The 14265-nt window shown below is 71.6% G+C and carries 13 protein-coding genes; 6 read left to right on the forward strand and 7 right to left on the reverse strand.

Annotated elements, in window-relative coordinates; translation table 11 throughout:
* The first annotated feature begins 26 nt into the window (after positions 1-26).
* Entirely contained in the window at positions 27-875 is an 849-nt protein-coding gene (gene catA, locus AMYBE_RS0116905; RefSeq protein WP_020660571.1) for a catechol 1,2-dioxygenase, read from the forward strand.
* Positions 876-904: 29 nt separating this feature from the next.
* Complete coding sequence (gene catC / locus AMYBE_RS0116910; RefSeq protein WP_020660572.1) at positions 905-1183, forward strand: muconolactone Delta-isomerase; 279 nt, start codon at positions 905-907, stop codon at positions 1181-1183.
* A gap of 224 nt (positions 1184-1407) precedes the next feature.
* Here the strand turns inward: catC and AMYBE_RS0116915 are convergent, their stop codons facing one another.
* The 6 genes from AMYBE_RS0116915 to AMYBE_RS0116940 form a co-directional block, all read right to left on the reverse strand.
* On the reverse strand, positions 1408-2028 hold the full coding sequence (locus AMYBE_RS0116915; protein WP_020660573.1) for an ABC transporter ATP-binding protein: 621 nt from the start codon (positions 2026-2028) through the stop codon (positions 1408-1410).
* A complete protein-coding gene (locus AMYBE_RS0116920) occupies positions 2025-2696 on the reverse strand; it encodes an ABC transporter ATP-binding protein (RefSeq protein ID WP_027927735.1) in 672 nt (223 codons plus the stop codon). The genes AMYBE_RS0116915 and AMYBE_RS0116920 overlap by 4 nt, the downstream gene beginning before the upstream one ends.
* Entirely contained in the window at positions 2683-5343 is a 2661-nt protein-coding gene (locus AMYBE_RS0116925) for an ABC transporter permease family protein (protein WP_084470049.1), read from the reverse strand. The genes AMYBE_RS0116920 and AMYBE_RS0116925 overlap by 14 nt, the downstream gene beginning before the upstream one ends.
* 209 nt (positions 5344-5552) lie before the next feature.
* Positions 5553-6737, reverse strand: a complete 1185-nt coding sequence (locus AMYBE_RS0116930; RefSeq protein ID WP_034287064.1) for a CaiB/BaiF CoA transferase family protein — start codon at positions 6735-6737, stop codon at positions 5553-5555.
* 42 nt (positions 6738-6779) lie between these two features.
* Positions 6780-7538: an NPP1 family protein gene (locus tag AMYBE_RS0116935; protein ID WP_020660577.1), complete on the reverse strand. Its 759-nt coding sequence runs from the start codon at positions 7536-7538 to the stop codon at positions 6780-6782.
* 73 nt (positions 7539-7611) lie between these two features.
* Complete coding sequence (locus AMYBE_RS0116940) at positions 7612-9444, reverse strand: FUSC family protein (RefSeq protein ID WP_020660578.1); 1833 nt, start codon at positions 9442-9444, stop codon at positions 7612-7614.
* 341 nt (positions 9445-9785) lie between these two features.
* Between AMYBE_RS0116940 and AMYBE_RS0116945 the strand changes: the two genes are divergently transcribed.
* Positions 9786-10253 carry a MarR family winged helix-turn-helix transcriptional regulator gene (locus AMYBE_RS0116945; RefSeq protein WP_020660579.1) on the forward strand — a complete coding sequence of 156 codons (468 nt, stop codon included), beginning with the start codon at positions 9786-9788 and terminating at the stop codon, positions 10251-10253.
* A 3-nt stretch (positions 10254-10256) separates the two neighbouring features.
* Here the strand turns inward: AMYBE_RS0116945 and AMYBE_RS0116950 are convergent, their stop codons facing one another.
* Positions 10257-11165: a hypothetical protein gene (locus AMYBE_RS0116950; RefSeq protein WP_020660580.1), complete on the reverse strand. Its 909-nt coding sequence runs from the start codon at positions 11163-11165 to the stop codon at positions 10257-10259.
* A 96-nt stretch (positions 11166-11261) separates the two neighbouring features.
* Between AMYBE_RS0116950 and AMYBE_RS0116955 the strand changes: the two genes are divergently transcribed.
* The 3 genes from AMYBE_RS0116955 to AMYBE_RS0116965 all read left to right on the forward strand — a co-directional run bounded on the left by AMYBE_RS0116955 (position 11262) and on the right by AMYBE_RS0116965 (position 14216).
* On the forward strand, positions 11262-12317 hold the full coding sequence (locus AMYBE_RS0116955) for a zinc-binding metallopeptidase family protein (protein ID WP_020660581.1): 1056 nt from the start codon (positions 11262-11264) through the stop codon (positions 12315-12317).
* An 11-nt stretch (positions 12318-12328) separates the two neighbouring features.
* On the forward strand, positions 12329-13159 hold the full coding sequence (locus tag AMYBE_RS0116960; protein ID WP_020660582.1) for an alpha/beta fold hydrolase: 831 nt from the start codon (positions 12329-12331) through the stop codon (positions 13157-13159).
* A gap of 82 nt (positions 13160-13241) precedes the next feature.
* Positions 13242-14216, forward strand: coding sequence for a pirin family protein (locus AMYBE_RS0116965; protein WP_020660583.1), 975 nt, complete (start codon positions 13242-13244; stop codon positions 14214-14216).
* Positions 14217-14265 lie beyond the last annotated feature (49 nt).

Here is a 14265-nt window from a genome sequence, read left to right on the forward strand (position 1 = left end):
AAAACCCGATGGATCAAGGAGGATTCATGACCGCCACCCATTCCCCCACCGCCGCCGCGTCCGGAGCCAACGCCACCGAACGGTTCAAGAGCGACAAGCTGGCCGGTGTCGCGGGCACCCCGAAGGAGCGGGTCAGCCTGCTCGCCCGCGAGGTGCTCGACGCCGTGCACGCGACCATCCGCAAGCACAAGGTGACCTACGACGAGTACAACGCGCTGAAGTCGTGGCTGATCAGCGTCGGCGAGGACGGCGAATGGCCGCTGTTCCTCGACGTCTGGGTCGAGCACGTGGTCGAAGAGGTCGCCACCGAGCACCGCAAGGGCAACAAGGGCACCATCGAAGGCCCGTACTACGTGCCCGACGCCCCCGAGCAGGGCGCGAACGGCACCGTCCCGACCCGGGAGAACGAGCCGGGCACCGCGCTCACCTGGACCGGCCAGGTCACCTCGACCGACGGCAGCGCGCTGGGCGGGGCGAAGGTCGAGCTGTGGCACGCGGACGCGGACGGGCTGTACTCGCAGTTCGCACCGGACATCCCGGAGTGGAACCTGCGCGGCACCTTCACCACCGGAGCCGACGGCACGTTCGAGATCCACACCGTGCGGCCCGCGCCGTATCAGATCCCGACCGACGGCGCCTGCGGCAAGCTGATCGCCGCGGCCGGCTGGCACGCGTGGCGTCCGGCGCACCTGCACGTCAAGGTGTCCGCGCCGGGCCACGAACTGCTCACCGCGCAGCTGTACTTCCCGGGCGACCAGCACAACGACGACGACATCGCCTCCGCGGTGAAGCCGGAACTGGTGCTCGACCCGAAGCCGGCCGCCTCCGGCTCCGGCGAGACCGTCGAGTACAGCTTCGTGCTCGACCCGGCGTGACCCGTTCCGCGTGACCTGATCGGAGACCGATGCTTTACCACGTGCGGATGGACGTCCGCCTCCCCGCCGACCTGGACCCTGCTGTCCGCGACGACCTGATCGCCCGCGAGAAGGCCTACAGCCAGCAGCTGCAGCGCAGCGGGAAGTGGCCGCACATCTGGCGGATCGCCGGGGAGTACGCGAACTTCTCGGTGCTGGACGTCGCCTGCCACGACGAGCTGCACGAACTGTTGTCGGCGCTTCCGCTGTTCCCGTACATGGAGATCAAGGTGACCCCGCTGGCACGCCACCCGTCCAAAGTGGACTAAGGGCCGCCGGCCTGCCGTGAAGGGAACATTGAGGGACTCTGAGTTCCTCAATGTTCCCTTCACGGATTTGGGCTAAAAGCTTGTCTCACGTGGTGCGCGCCGAACGGCCCGCTGGTCTGTCCGTGAAGGGCCCCTTGAGGGAATCCAAGTCTCTGAAGGGGCCCTCCACGGACAGACCGGCACACTGGCCGCCCAGGCATCACGACAGCACCACATGACAAGCGCTAAGCCCCGCCGATCGGCACCACCCGGTCCGCGTGCTCGGAGAGCAGCGGATCGTGGGACGCCACCAGCACGGCCGTTCCGCGGTCCGCTGCTCGCCGGAGCGCGGTCAGCACCATCTCGGCGTGCGCCCGGTCCTGGTGCGACGTCGGTTCGTCGGCCAGCAGCACCAGCGGCCCCGAAGCCAGCACTCGCGCCACCGCCGCCCGCTGCTGTTCACCGCGTGAAATCTCGCTCGGCAGCCGATCGGCAAGTTTCGCCAGATCCAGCGTTTCCAGCAGCTTCCGGTGGTCCGGCGGCTCCGCCGCGGTCCGCGCGGCGAACGCCAGGTTCTCCGCCACCGTCAGCTCTTCGAAGAGCGAAATCGACTGCGGCACGAACGCCAGCGCGTGCCACGGCTGTTCCGAGACCGGCAGCTCCGGCATCGGCGGGCGGACCTCGACCGTACCGCTGTCCGGCCGGTCCCAGCCGCCCGCGATCATCAGCAGGGTGCTCTTGCCTGAGCCGGACGGGCCGGTCAGCGCGACCAGTTCGCCCGCCGACAGGTCCAGGCTGGTGTGCCGGAGCACCGGCATCCCGCCGTGCGACCGGCTCACGTCCGAAACGCTCAGCAGCGCGCTCACCGGATCCTCCCGTCCACCAGTTCCGCCGTGTCGTCGGCCGCGGCCATCAGCAGCGGGTCATGCGTCGCGACCACTACCGTCTGACCGGCTTCGGCGAGCGCCCGCAGCGCCTCCGCGACCAGGTGCGCCGACGCCCGGTCCAGCTGCGCGGTCGGCTCGTCCGCCAGCACCGCGGCCGGATCGCCGACCGCGGCGAAGGCCAGCGCGGTCCGCTGCTGCTCGCCGCCGGACAGCTGCCGCGGCCGGTGCCCGGCGCGGTGGTCCAGGCCGAGCCGGTCCAGCAGGTCCGCGCCGACCGGGGCGATGCCGCGCATCCTCGCGGCCAGCTCCAGATGTTCCCGCACGGTCAGGTAGTCCAGCAGGTTGTCGACCGGATTCTGGAACACGTAACCGATCCGCCGCCGCCGGATCGCCCGCCGGGCCCGAGCGGACAACGCGGTGACGTCGGTGCCGCCGACCTCGACGCGGCCCTCGTCCGGCCGTTCCAGGCAGGCCAGCATCCGCAGCAGCGTCGACTTCCCGGACCCGGACGGCCCGACGAGCGCGGTGATCCGGCCGCGCGCCGCGCTGATGGTGACCTCGTGCAGAGCGGTCAGCGAGCGCCCCGCAGTGCGGTAGCTGTGCGTCAAGCCTTCGCCGCGCACCGCGGCAGCGTCAGACTGTGTCACGAAGCACCTCCGAAGGCAGCGCCCGCGCAGCCGCCCGCTGGGCTGCGTAAGTGACGAGGAGCGCGACCGCCGCGGCCGCCAGCAGCAGCCGCCCGCTCGGCCACCAAGGGATCGGCAGCACCGTGTCCGGCGGGGTCTCCGGATCGAGGTCGTAGCCTTGGTAGGTCACCGACACCCCGACCGCGGCGAACCCGAGGCCGAGCGCGAACCCGGCCGCCAGCAAGCCGCCTACCTCGTACGCGAGCGCCCGCCAATGCGCACCGGAACTGATTCCCATCCGGCGCAGCAACACGTACGCGCCGCGCCGCGCTCGCGATCGCGCGTTGAGATAGAGCAGGAGTCCGACTAGCACGACTGCGCCAACCAAAGCGGACACCGCGGTCAAGAACGCGAACGTGTAGGTGATTCCGCCGTACACCCCGTGCGCGGTGACATCGGTGGCGCGGCTGACCGTTCCGGCCGGGACGCCCGCTTTGCCCAGCTCCGGCAGAACTTCCGCCGGATCGCCACGCACCCACAGCTCATGGTGCACGTTCTCGCCGGCGAACTTGGCGAGGATGTCCTTGCGCAGCACCAGTTCCGGGAACCCGGCGCTCTTCCCGGGCAGCTGCGCCACGGTCACCACGGTGAGCGGCAGCTGCTGGCCGGCAAGGCTGAGCGTGGTGTGCTCGGACGCCTCCGGAACTCCGGCGAGGAGACCGACCGCGCCTTCGCCGGACATCCGCGCCAGCAGGTCGGGCAGGGCCGGGCCGCGGAAATCGTCGTCCCAGAAGGCGGCCGAGCCGAACGTCGCCGGATCCGCGCCGACCACGTTGACGGTCTTGCTGCCCAGGAACGCCGAGTCGTACCGGTCCACCAGGGTCGCCTGCCCGGCCAGGCTCGGCGGCACCCGCGCGGGCCCGGTCAGCCGGACCACCACGTCCGAACCGACCACGAGCTGGCCCTCGTCGCCCAGCGTCCGTTCGACCGAACCGGTCACCATGGTGGCGAAGATCGAGAGCGCCACCGGCACCGCGGTCGCGCCGACCAGCACCGCCGCCGCGGACGGGGCGGACGCGAGCCTTCGCCAGGCGAGGAACGCCACCGCGCGTTCCCTTCGCACCGCCCGGATCCGGGGCAAGAACAGCCGTACCAGCCGGGTCGCCAGCATCGCCAGCCCGAGCACCAGCAGCAGCGGCACGACGATCAGCCGCGGCGGGATCCGCGCGACCGAACCGGCCTGGCCGACACCGGCCTGCACGCCGTCGCCGAGCGCGAAATAGCACACCGCCGCGGCGACGAGCGGCAGGATCTCCCACGGCAGGTGCCGGATCCGCGAGGTGCGCGCGTCGAACAGCGCCCGGGTGCGCAGGACGACCGAACCGCCGATGCCGGCCAGCGTGGCGAGGAACGAGACCGCCGCGCCGAGGACGGAGAACCCGAGCGCGCCCGGCGTGACCAGCGGGCTCGGCCCCAGCGCGGACACCAGCCCGCGGGCGGCGAACCAGCCGCCGATGCTGCCCGCCAATGCAATGGATCCCAGCTCCAGCAAGGCTTTCCCGGCCAGCGCCGCCGGGCCCGCGCCGCGCGCGGACAGCACCGCCAGCTCGGCACGGCGGCGTTCCACCCAGAACGAGCCCACCGTGACCGAGATGACCAGCCCGGTCAGCGATCCGGCGACGCCGATCGGCACCACTGTGGCGGCCAGTGACGACACCACCTGGTCCGCCCGGTCGGCGATGCCGCCCAGCGAGGAGCTGAACTCCATCCGGGCGTTCTGCTGAAACAGCGGGCTGGCGGCGGTCCGCGCACGGACCCGGTCCAGTCCGGCGACGACCGCCGGCGCGTCCGCGGTGGTCAGCCCGTCCCGGTCGACCGAGGCCTCCAAGTAGCTGCTCAGGCCGCCGTCCGGCGGGGTGAGCCCGAACAGGTCGGCACGCGACACGAACGCCAGCGGGTAGACCGGCCGTTCGGTCAGCGGGCTGGGCCGGTACAGCGGCTGGAGGTGGCACCAGTACGGCCGGTCCGGCAGTTCGCGCAGGTCCCGGTACACCGCCGCGACCGGAATGGTCCGGACCGGGCCGTCCGGCGGCGCTCCGGTGCGCGGCGCCCAGCCGCCGTGCACCACCACCTGGTCGCCGGCGTGCAGGCCGCGCGCGGCGGCGAACTGGCTGGACAGCCAGATTCCCGGTCCCTTGCCGCCTTCGAGCGTTTGCAGGTGCTGCTGGAAGCCGTCCTGGCTGACCAGCCACAGTGCGGACTGCTCCGGATGCGCGTCACCCGGTTTGACCGGGTCGACCTTCGCGGTGGCGAGGAGCGTGGACTGGACGTCCGACAATCGCGGCACGCCGTGGGCGTACTGCCGGGCAGCGGCGATCCGGGCGTCTTCGAGCGGCTTGCCGACCGGTGTCGGCGGCGCACCCGGCATCGCGGGCGCCGACGAGGTCATCGCCAGCCCGCCGGACCACTGCGCGCCCACCGACCACTGACAGGCGCGGTCCATCTGATCGCTCAACGTCGCATTACCCGCTGAAGACAGGAACAGCGCCACTGCCGCGGCCGGCAGCGCGACGAGTACCGCCGCCGCGATCGCCGCCACCACGACTGCTGGTTGCCGCCATCCAGTTCTCGGCGCCCGCGTCCACGGCGTCGCCCCCCACGCTCGCATCCGGCGAGTCTGCCACGATCCGGCTACCGAGGGGAAAACAATGCCCCGACCGGCCTGCCCACCCGGACGGAACGCGTTCATCAGCGTCCGTGAAGGGCCCCTTGCCGGACTTGGATTCCCTCAAGGGGCCCTTCACGGACGAACTGCGGGCGCGCGGCGAGCGGCGCGAGCAGCGAGCGGCGCGACACCAAGTGTCTACTGTGGACTGATCACGGTGCGAAGGCGATACCGCGCCGCAAGAAGTCCTGCACGTCCACTCCGGCCTCGGCCAGCAACGACCGCGTATGAGAGCCCAGCGCGGGCACGTCCCCCATCCGCGCCTCGACGTCCGCGAACGTGACCGGCGGCAGCAACGCGTCCACCGTGGCATGTTCGGTCTCCACCTTGCGCCACCGGCCCCGGGCCTGCAGCTGCGGATCCGCCACCACGTCCGCCACCTGCTTCACCTGTGCGGCGGGGATTCCCGCCGCCGCGAGCCGCTCGTCCAAGTCCACAGTGGACCATTTGACCGTCTCAGCGGCGACCGCAGAGTCACAGGCCGCCCGGTTCGCCACCCGCAGCACGTTCGTGGCGAACCGCGGATCCTCCGCCAGCCGCGGCGCGTCCAGCACCTCAGTGGCCAACGTCCGCCATCCGCTGTCGTTCTGCACCCCGATCAGCATCTGCCCGTCCCGCGTCGGATACGCGTCATACGGCGCGATCGACGCGTGGCTCAGCCCCATCCGCGCCGGCTGCCGCCCGGAATACATCTGGCTGTAGAGCGCATACCCCATCCACTCCACCGTGGCTTCCAGCATCGACACCTCGATCGTCGCGCCTTCCCCGGTCCGCTCCCGCCGGAGCAGCGCGGCGAGCGCCGCCTGCGCGCAGTACATCCCGGACGCGATGTCCGAGGTTGGAATCCCGGTCTTGACCGGAGTCTCCGGCGTCCCGGTGATGCCGATCAGGCCGGCTTCCGCCTGCACCAGCATGTCGTAGGCTTTCCGCTGCTCGCGCGGGCCGCCGGAGCCGTAGCCGGACAGGTCGATCGCGACCAGCTTCGGATGTCCGGCCCGCAGCGCGGCCGAATCGAGGCCGAGCCGGGCCGCCGCTCCGGGAGCCAGGTTCTGCACGAACACGTCCGCCCGCGCGATCAGCCGGCGCACGACGTCCTGGCCCTCCGCGGTTTTCACATCGACAGCCAGGGATTCCTTGCCCCGGTTCAGCCATACGAAGTGCGCGCCAGTGCCGTGCACGACATGGTCGTACTCGCGGGCGAAGTCGCCGATCACGGTGCGTTCGATTTTGATCACGCGAGCGCCGAGATCGGCCAGGGTGCGGGTGGCCAGCGGAGCGGCGACAGCTTGTTCCAGCGAGACGACGGTGAAGCCGGCCAGCGGCAAGGAGGCGTGCATGGCGTTCACTATCGCCGGGGGCGGCCAGGCAGTCCAGAGGAGTCAGCCGCGCGGATCGAACGGGATCCCAGCCGGCTTCGACCGCTCCAGCAGGTCCTGGTAGCGCCCGTCGCTGATCTTGATCGTCGCCGCGCCGAAGTCGGCACCCATCAGCCGGTCGCGCAGGCCGGTCGAGGGCCAGCCGTCCCAGCCGACCAGCGGCGGATAACGCCAGTCGTGGTAGTGGTTCTCCGGCGGCTCGTCGTGCGCGTCGGCCAGCCGGAAGAAGTGCGTCCCCGGTCCGTCCTTGTGGTAGACGACCTTCGGATGCGACCCGTCGAAGCTGACCTTCGAACGCGGGTAGGTGACCTGCGACGAGTGCTGCGTGGTCGTCACGTATTCGACCTGGCCGGCCGCCTGGTCGATCCACGAGATCACGTGCTCCCAGTCGTGCCGGTGACCGCCCAGCCCGCTGCCCGCGACCGCCTGGTCCTTCTCGAAATAGCTCGCGTAGACCACCGCGCACCAGCCGTGGTTGCACGTCGACCGGGAGTAGGTCTGCGAATTGTCCAGGTCAGACTGGTCGCGGCAGTTGCCGTTGACCGCGCCGGTGGTGTTCAGCCCCGGGGCCAGCGTGCCGTCCGGCCCGATCGCCGGGGTGGCGTAGCAGCCGTCGCCGTCGTAGTCGTAGGCCGGCGAGTAGGACTGCTCGTATCCATTGGCGTTCTGCGGCAGGTTGTGCGGCGGGTCGGCGTAGGCCGCCGGCACCGGAAGCAGCATCGCCGCGCCGACTGCCGCTGTCACGATCGGGAGTTTCCTCATGTCCGGATCGTGACAGCACGAACGCGGATGGTGAAGGGACGCGAGGGAAGCATCCGATGTCCGCACGGGCCGATCAGCCCGCCAGCGCCTCCGCCCCGCGATGCACCCGCAGCAGATCCGCCCGGACGAGATCGGCCAGCAACCGCTCCTCCTCGTCCGCCGGCTCGGGCCGCGGCGGGAGTTCGCCGCTGCCCGCCAAGGCCGCCGCAGCGGCATCCGCGAACGCCGCCATCGTCGGCGACTGCCCGTCCCGCTGCAACAACGCCCCAGCCGACGCCGCCAACCCGCGCAACCCCTGTCCCGCCTCATCCAGTACTGCTCGCTGCCGCGCGGACGGCTCGCCGCTGCCCGGCTCCGGGCTCACCAGATCCTGATGCGTCCGCACCGCCGCCCGGAACCGCAGGCCGATCTCGCGTCGGCTGCCTTCGCCGCGCATCCGGCGGGCCACCGCCGACAGCAGATCGCCGGTCTCCGCGACCGCGTCCGCGAATCGTTGCCCCACCGGCGGTTTCGGCACCCCCGGAACCGCGGCGAAGCCGAACAGCAATCCGATTCCCACCGCCAGCGCGACCAGCAGCAAGTACTCGATCAGCACCGACAGCGCATCCAGGTGCCGGGTCGTCGCGTTCATCCCGACGCTCATCAGCACCATGCACCCGTTGAACACCATCGGCTTCACCTGCAGGAACGGGAAACCGACCAGCAAGGCGACAATTCCCAACGGCAGCAAAGCCCCCGGCGGCAGCAGCCACAACGCGACCGCCAGCACCACCGCGCCGGCCACCGCCCCCGCCGCCCGCTGCCCGGCTTTCGCGAGCGTGTCGCGCCATTCCGGCTGCATCAACGCGAACGTCGTCATCAGGAATGACACGGTCAGCGGGTCGCCGGGCCGGAACGTCGCCACCACCGCCGCGACCGTCATTCCGAGCGCGGCCCGCACCGCGTGCCGCAACTGCGCGGAGCGCCAGGAAAACACGCCTGCGGCCTCCCGCCGCAGCACCTCCCGGACCAGGTGCCGCGGAAAGTCCACTATGGACTCGTCGCGAACCAGCAACGCTTCGCGGACCGCGGACAGCGCGTCCCACGCCTCGTCCAGCAGCGCATCGGTGTCCCCAGGAAGATCAATGTCCGCCGCCGCCCGCACTACCGCCGGCGGCTCGGCGCCCTTCTTCGCCCGGACCGCCTCCGCCAGCACCGCGGCCTGCTCGTCCGCCGCGGCCAGCACGCGCTCGACCGCCGCCGTCTGCTCGCCGTCGAATGCCCGAGTACGGTCGCGCAGCAGTGCGGCTGTCCCGTGATACCGCCCGCCGCCGGCGAGAACCCGCGCCTGCCAAGCCCTCGGCCGGTCCGCGAGCCACAACCGCACCGCCCGCTCCGCGCTGTCTCGGTCCGGCCCGGCGAGCGCGTCGGCGAGTGCCGCACGGCTCGGCTTGCCCGGATCGCCGAGCCCCATCACCAGCCGCAGCACGAACACCACCCCGACCGCCAGCGCCGGCGCGCTGAGGATCTGCAGCGGACTTGCCGTCCCGCTCAGCTGAAAGCCGTACCCGAACACCGAAGCCATGCCGAGTCCCAGCCCGACCGTCACATAGCGCGGCCCGAGCGCGGGCAGCAACGCCGCCGCGAACACGACCAGCGCCAGCAACGCGATCGAGGCCGCCACCGAAACCTCGCCCAGCAACCGGGGGCCGGCCCCGCCCAGCACTACCGCGGGCGCGAACGCGGCGAGCAACCAGAGATCCGGCCGCAGCGGACCGCCGGTCGCCGCGAGGAAACAGAACAACGCCGTCAACCCGGCGAGGATCGCCGTCGCGCCGAGCCCGAGCGCGACGCCGAGCCCCGCCGTCCCGCCGACCACCACCAGGATCGCGACCAGCATCCCGCCGCCGCGCGCAATCGCGTTCATCCCGCCCCTTCGCCCTTCCGCCGCCCCGCTCGATCAGGGTTCACGGCGTCACGGCGTCACAGCCTCCCACGCCGCACCGATCGCCACCGCTCGCCGAGGCCGTGAAGGGCTCCTGAGGGACTCAGATTCCGTCAAGGGGCCCTTCACGGACCGAACCGGGCCCCGCGATGCTCGCCCCCGAGATCAGCACGCTCCTGCTCATGGCTCTCCCCTTTTCGCGCACTCGGCAGACAGAAGTTGCCTACCTTAGGTATCTTTTTCTCGCCCGCCCAGCACTGCTCGGCACGGGACAGAGGGGCGATCCATATACCTAACTTAGGTATCTAATCAAGGAGTGCGCGATGCCGTCCGAGTTTTCCCTGCTCCGGGACCTGCTGCCCCGGCTGAACGAGCTGAGCGGGGCGCTGAACCGGGGACGGCTGGTCGAGCGCGCGATCGACTCCACCGGGCATCCGCTGGACAGGCCGGCGATCAGCGTGCTCGGCGTGCTGCAGCTGGCCGGTCGGCCGATGCGGGTCGGGGAGATCGCGCACCGGATGAAGGTGGTCGGCCCGCACGTCACCCGGCAGGTCAACGGGCTCGAGGAGCGCGGCCTGGTGCGCCGGGTGGCCGACCCGGACGACCAGCGGGCCCGGCTGGTCGAACTGACCGCCGAGGGGAAAGCCGTGACCGAGCGCTATTTCGCGACCGTCGAAAGCTGGCTGGAAGGCGCGATGAGCGCCTGGACGGCCGAAGACCGCCAGGCCCTCGGGACGCTGCTGGGCAGGCTCGCCGAGGACCTGGCGGCCCAGGTGTCCGCTATGGACTGAGAATTACTCCGACAGCCGCAGGAATTCCTGCTGCTCGCGGTCATAGCGCTGGGTCAGGCCGTTGCCGTAGCGGTCCCACCAGTTCTGCGTATGCCCGTTCTGCCGGGTGGTGGTGTCGCCGTAGACCTGCCGGTCGTACTCCAGCCGCGCGTCGTGGAACTGTTGCTGGAACTCCTGCGGCGTAAGGGATTGCAGCTGCTGCGCGGCGGCCGGGTCGAGCGTGCGGGCGCTCCGCACGAGGTCCGCGCCGCCCATGTGGTTCAGAATCGCCCGGACACCGCCCGCGCCGCGCATGTGCGCGCCGGACATGATCGCGGCTTGCGCGCCCGGGTCGCTGAACTCCAGCGCCCCCGCCCGGCGCGCGTTCGCGGTCATCAGCTGCGCCACCACCGCGTGCTCCTCGGCGCTGCCGATGCCGTACTGCCGGCGGGCGGCCATGATCTGGTCGTAGCCGTTGTGCATGTTCTGACGGAAGCCGTACGCCTCCGGCACCCCGCCCTGCTCGCCGGTCGCGCCCTCGGACCGCATGATCGAGTCGACGACCCGTTCGTCCAGCTGGTGCTGCTGCGGAGCCGCGCCGCCCGCTGCCGCGCCACCGCCTCCCGCGCCGCCCCCGCCGTAACCCTGCGCGACCGCGGTGTCGGCGGCCGCGTAGTTCTTCGCCGCGGTGTCCACCTTCCCGTTGAGCTGGTCGATCAGCTTCACGAAGTCGCCCAGCGACGACACCAGTTTCGACTGCAGCAGGGTGTTCGCCGCGGCCACCCCGCTGCCGATGCCCGCGAACGACATGGCGTCGATCACGAGCGTCTCCAAGTCGCGGACCGCCGACAGCGCCGAGGCGCCGAGGCCTTCCACGTTCTTCACGATCGCCGACACCTCGGCCGGCAGCACCCGGTAGGTTCCCGCTGTCATACCAGTGACAATCGCTCATCCGCGGGTCCGCGCACACGGCCGAATTACCCACTTCCGTCGGGGATCGAATCCGGCGCGGCTGGGTACCTGGTGCGCATGGAGTCCGACGAGGACCGGCACGACCGGGCCGACCGCGAGATCGAGCGGCTCGCCGAGCAGCTCTGGGCGCTGACCCGCACCCTGGCCGGCGCCGAACCGCCCAGCCTGGACCGGCTGGCCGCCGCCGGCTTCGACGTTTCCGGCCGCACCGCCCGCCACGGCGCCGGCCGCCCGTGCGTCACGCTGCTGATCCCTTCCGACGGCCGCCCGGAACTCGGCCACAACCTGATCGTCGCCGCCTGCCTCGGCGCCGCCCTCGCCGCCGCCGGCACGAATGAATCCGGCTCGATCGTGGTCACCGACAGTCCCGCCGATGCCGACGCCGTCCTCACCTTCCAGCCCGGCACGCACACCTGGCCCGCCGCACCGATTCCCGCGCGCACCGACCTCCGCGTGACCATGCACGGCACGTCCGGCCCGACGCCCGGAGACAACACCGACGCGCTGGCCGGCCTGCTGCAGGTCTTCACCGCCGCGGGCGCACTCCGAGCCCGCTTGCCGCTGGGCGCGGCGATCCGCGGAATCATCACCCAAGGCGGCGTGTCCACCGACGCCGTCCCGGAAACCGCCGAAGCCCGGTTCGGCCTGCGCGCCCCGGACGGAGCCTCGCTCAGCAGGCTTGTCATGGAAATGACCACCGCCGCCGAAGGCGCGGCGATGGCGACCGGCACCAAGGCCGAGGTCGTGCACATCGGCCCGATGCATGCCCATTTCCAGGACAACTCCGTGCTGTCCGGGCATTTCGCCCGGCATCTCACCGCGTGCGGGCTGCACCCCGAAACGCCCGCGCCCGGACCGGCCGCCGGGCGGCCCGAAGCGGGCGATCTCAGCCACCGCTTCCCGACCGTCCACCCGGCCGTCGCGCTGCTGGACCCGGTGCAGGCCACCGGATCCGTCGCCTTCGCCGAAGCGACCCGCTCCACGCGGGCCCGCACGGTGCTGCTGGCGACCGCGGCCGCGCTGGCCCGGACGGCAACCGACCTTCTCGCCCACCCGGCGCTCGTCCGGCAAGCCTGGGACGAATTCGCCAGCCGGAAGCGAGATCACAGCTAAAGTCCCCCGGCATGGGGACGACAACCGCAGATCTGACGCTCACCGACGGCCGAACACTGCGCGTGCACGACAGTGGCGCCGAAGGCTTCCCGGTGATCTGGCACCACGGCACCCCGCAGTCCGGCCGCCTCCTCGGCCCGGTCGCGGAGGCCGCGACGGCACGCGGATTCCGCGTCGTGTCCTACGGCCGCCCCGGCTACGGCGGATCCACTCCGAATCCCGGCCGCACGGTCGGCTCGGCCGCCGACGACGTCCGGCAGCTGGCCGACGCGCTGGGTCTCTCCCGCTTCGCCACGATGGGCGCCTCCAGCGGCGGCACGCACGCACTGGCCTGCGCCGCGGCGATGCCGGACCGCGTGACCGCAGTGGTGGGCCTGGGCGCGGTGGCTCCGTTCAGCGAGGAATACGACTGGTACGCCGGAATGGCCGACGACAGTTCGCTGCGGGCCGCCCGTGAAGGCCGCGACATCCGTTTGAAGCACGGAGAAAGCCACGAGTTCGACGAGTCCAGCTTCATTGCCGCGGACTGGGCCGCCCTGTCCGGTCCCTGGAGCGCGCTGGGCAGGGACGCCGGTTCCGCCGGAGACGTCACCGCGGAAGCCGAAGACGACCTGGCCCTGACTACCCCCTGGGGCGTCGACCTCGCCGCTGTCAAGGCCCCCGTGCTGCTGGCCCACGGCGCAGCGGACCGCGTGATCCCGGTCAGCCACAGCCATTGGCTCCTGAAGACCCTGCCGAACGCCACCCTCTGGCTGCACCCGAAGGACGGCCACATCTCCGTCCTGAACGCCCTGCCCACCGCCTTCGACTGGCTGCGCAACCTGCCCGCCTCCCGTCTGTGAAGGGCCCCTTCCGGGACTTCGATTCCCTCAAGGCGTCCTTCACGGACGCGGGGCGCCGACCGCGCCGGTTATCGTGAACGCCATGAGCAACGTCGATCCCGACCCAGCGGAACTCACCTGCGGCCCCGCGCCTCAAGCCCCAGGCAAGGTCGAGATCCTCGACGCCCGCTCCGTCCCGCTGGGCGGCCCCCGGGCCATGCCGGTCCGCCGCACGCTCCCCCAGCGCCAGCGCTCGCTCATCGGGGCCTGGTGCTTCGCCGACCACTACGGCCCGGACGACACCGCCGCCACCGGCGGGATGTCGGTCGGCCCGCATCCGCACACCGGCCTTCAGACCGTGAGCTGGCTGTTCACCGGCGAGATCGAGCACCGGGACAGCCTGGGCACGCACGCCCTGGTCCGCCCCGGCGAGCTCAACCTGATGACCGGCGGCCACGGCATCTGCCACGAGGAGGTCTCCACCCCGGAAACCACTGTCCTGCACGGCGTTCAGCTCTGGGTCGCGCTCCCCGACGAACACCGGCACGCCCCCCGCAACTTCCAGCACTACGCCCCGCGCACCGTCACTCGAGACGGTGCCGCCCTCCGCGTCTTCCTCGGCTCGCTGGCCGGCGAAACCTCGCCGGTGGAGACCTTCACCCCGCTCCTCGGCGCGGAGATCGTCCTCGCGCCCGGCGCGTCCGTCTCCCTGCCCGCGGACCCCGCTTTCGAGCACGGCGTCCTGGTCGACACCGGCGAACTGACCTTTGCCGACGCCTCGCTGCAGCGAGCCCAGCTCGGTTACCTGGCGGCCGGCGCGTCCGCGCTGGACCTGCACAACCCCGCCGAATCCCCGGCCCGCGCGGTGCTGCTCGGCGGCCCGCCGTTCGGCGAGGAAATCCTGATGTGGTGGAACTTCGTCGGCCGCACCCACGACGAGATCGTCGAGTACCGCGCAGCCTGGCAAAACGGCTCCGACCAGTTCGGCGGCATCCCGCCCTACCCGGGCGGCCCGGCACGGCTGCCCGCTCCCGCGCTGCCCGCGGTCCGGATCAAACCGCGCCGCAACCCCTCGTGACCGGCGCGCGCACCCCGTCGTGAGCTGCTCAGCCGGTTCTGCCCCGGGT

Origin of the sequence: Amycolatopsis benzoatilytica AK 16/65 (genome assembly GCF_000383915.1) — a bacterium.
Taxonomy (GTDB): domain Bacteria; phylum Actinomycetota; class Actinomycetes; order Mycobacteriales; family Pseudonocardiaceae; genus Amycolatopsis; species Amycolatopsis benzoatilytica.

Bases quoted from the DNA above. Each gene is read 5' to 3' on its own strand.
- catA (WP_020660571.1), top strand. From the start codon at position 27: ATGACCGCCACCCATTCCCCCACCGCCGCCGCGTCCGGAGCCAACGCC.
- catC (WP_020660572.1), top strand. From the start codon at position 905: ATGCTTTACCACGTGCGGATGGACGTCCGCCTCCCCGCCGACCTGGAC.
- AMYBE_RS0116925 (WP_084470049.1), bottom strand. From the start codon at position 5,343: ATGCGAGCGTGGGGGGCGACGCCGTGGACGCGGGCGCCGAGAACTGGA.
- AMYBE_RS0116930 (WP_034287064.1), bottom strand. From the start codon at position 6,737: ATGCACGCCTCCTTGCCGCTGGCCGGCTTCACCGTCGTCTCGCTGGAA.
- AMYBE_RS0116935 (WP_020660577.1), bottom strand. From the start codon at position 7,538: ATGAGGAAACTCCCGATCGTGACAGCGGCAGTCGGCGCGGCGATGCTG.
- AMYBE_RS0116940 (WP_020660578.1), bottom strand. From the start codon at position 9,444: ATGAACGCGATTGCGCGCGGCGGCGGGATGCTGGTCGCGATCCTGGTG.
- AMYBE_RS0116945 (WP_020660579.1), top strand. From the start codon at position 9,786: ATGCCGTCCGAGTTTTCCCTGCTCCGGGACCTGCTGCCCCGGCTGAAC.
- AMYBE_RS0116950 (WP_020660580.1), bottom strand. From the start codon at position 11,165: ATGACAGCGGGAACCTACCGGGTGCTGCCGGCCGAGGTGTCGGCGATC.
- AMYBE_RS0116955 (WP_020660581.1), top strand. From the start codon at position 11,262: ATGGAGTCCGACGAGGACCGGCACGACCGGGCCGACCGCGAGATCGAG.
- AMYBE_RS0116960 (WP_020660582.1), top strand. From the start codon at position 12,329: ATGGGGACGACAACCGCAGATCTGACGCTCACCGACGGCCGAACACTG.
- AMYBE_RS0116965 (WP_020660583.1), top strand. From the start codon at position 13,242: ATGAGCAACGTCGATCCCGACCCAGCGGAACTCACCTGCGGCCCCGCG.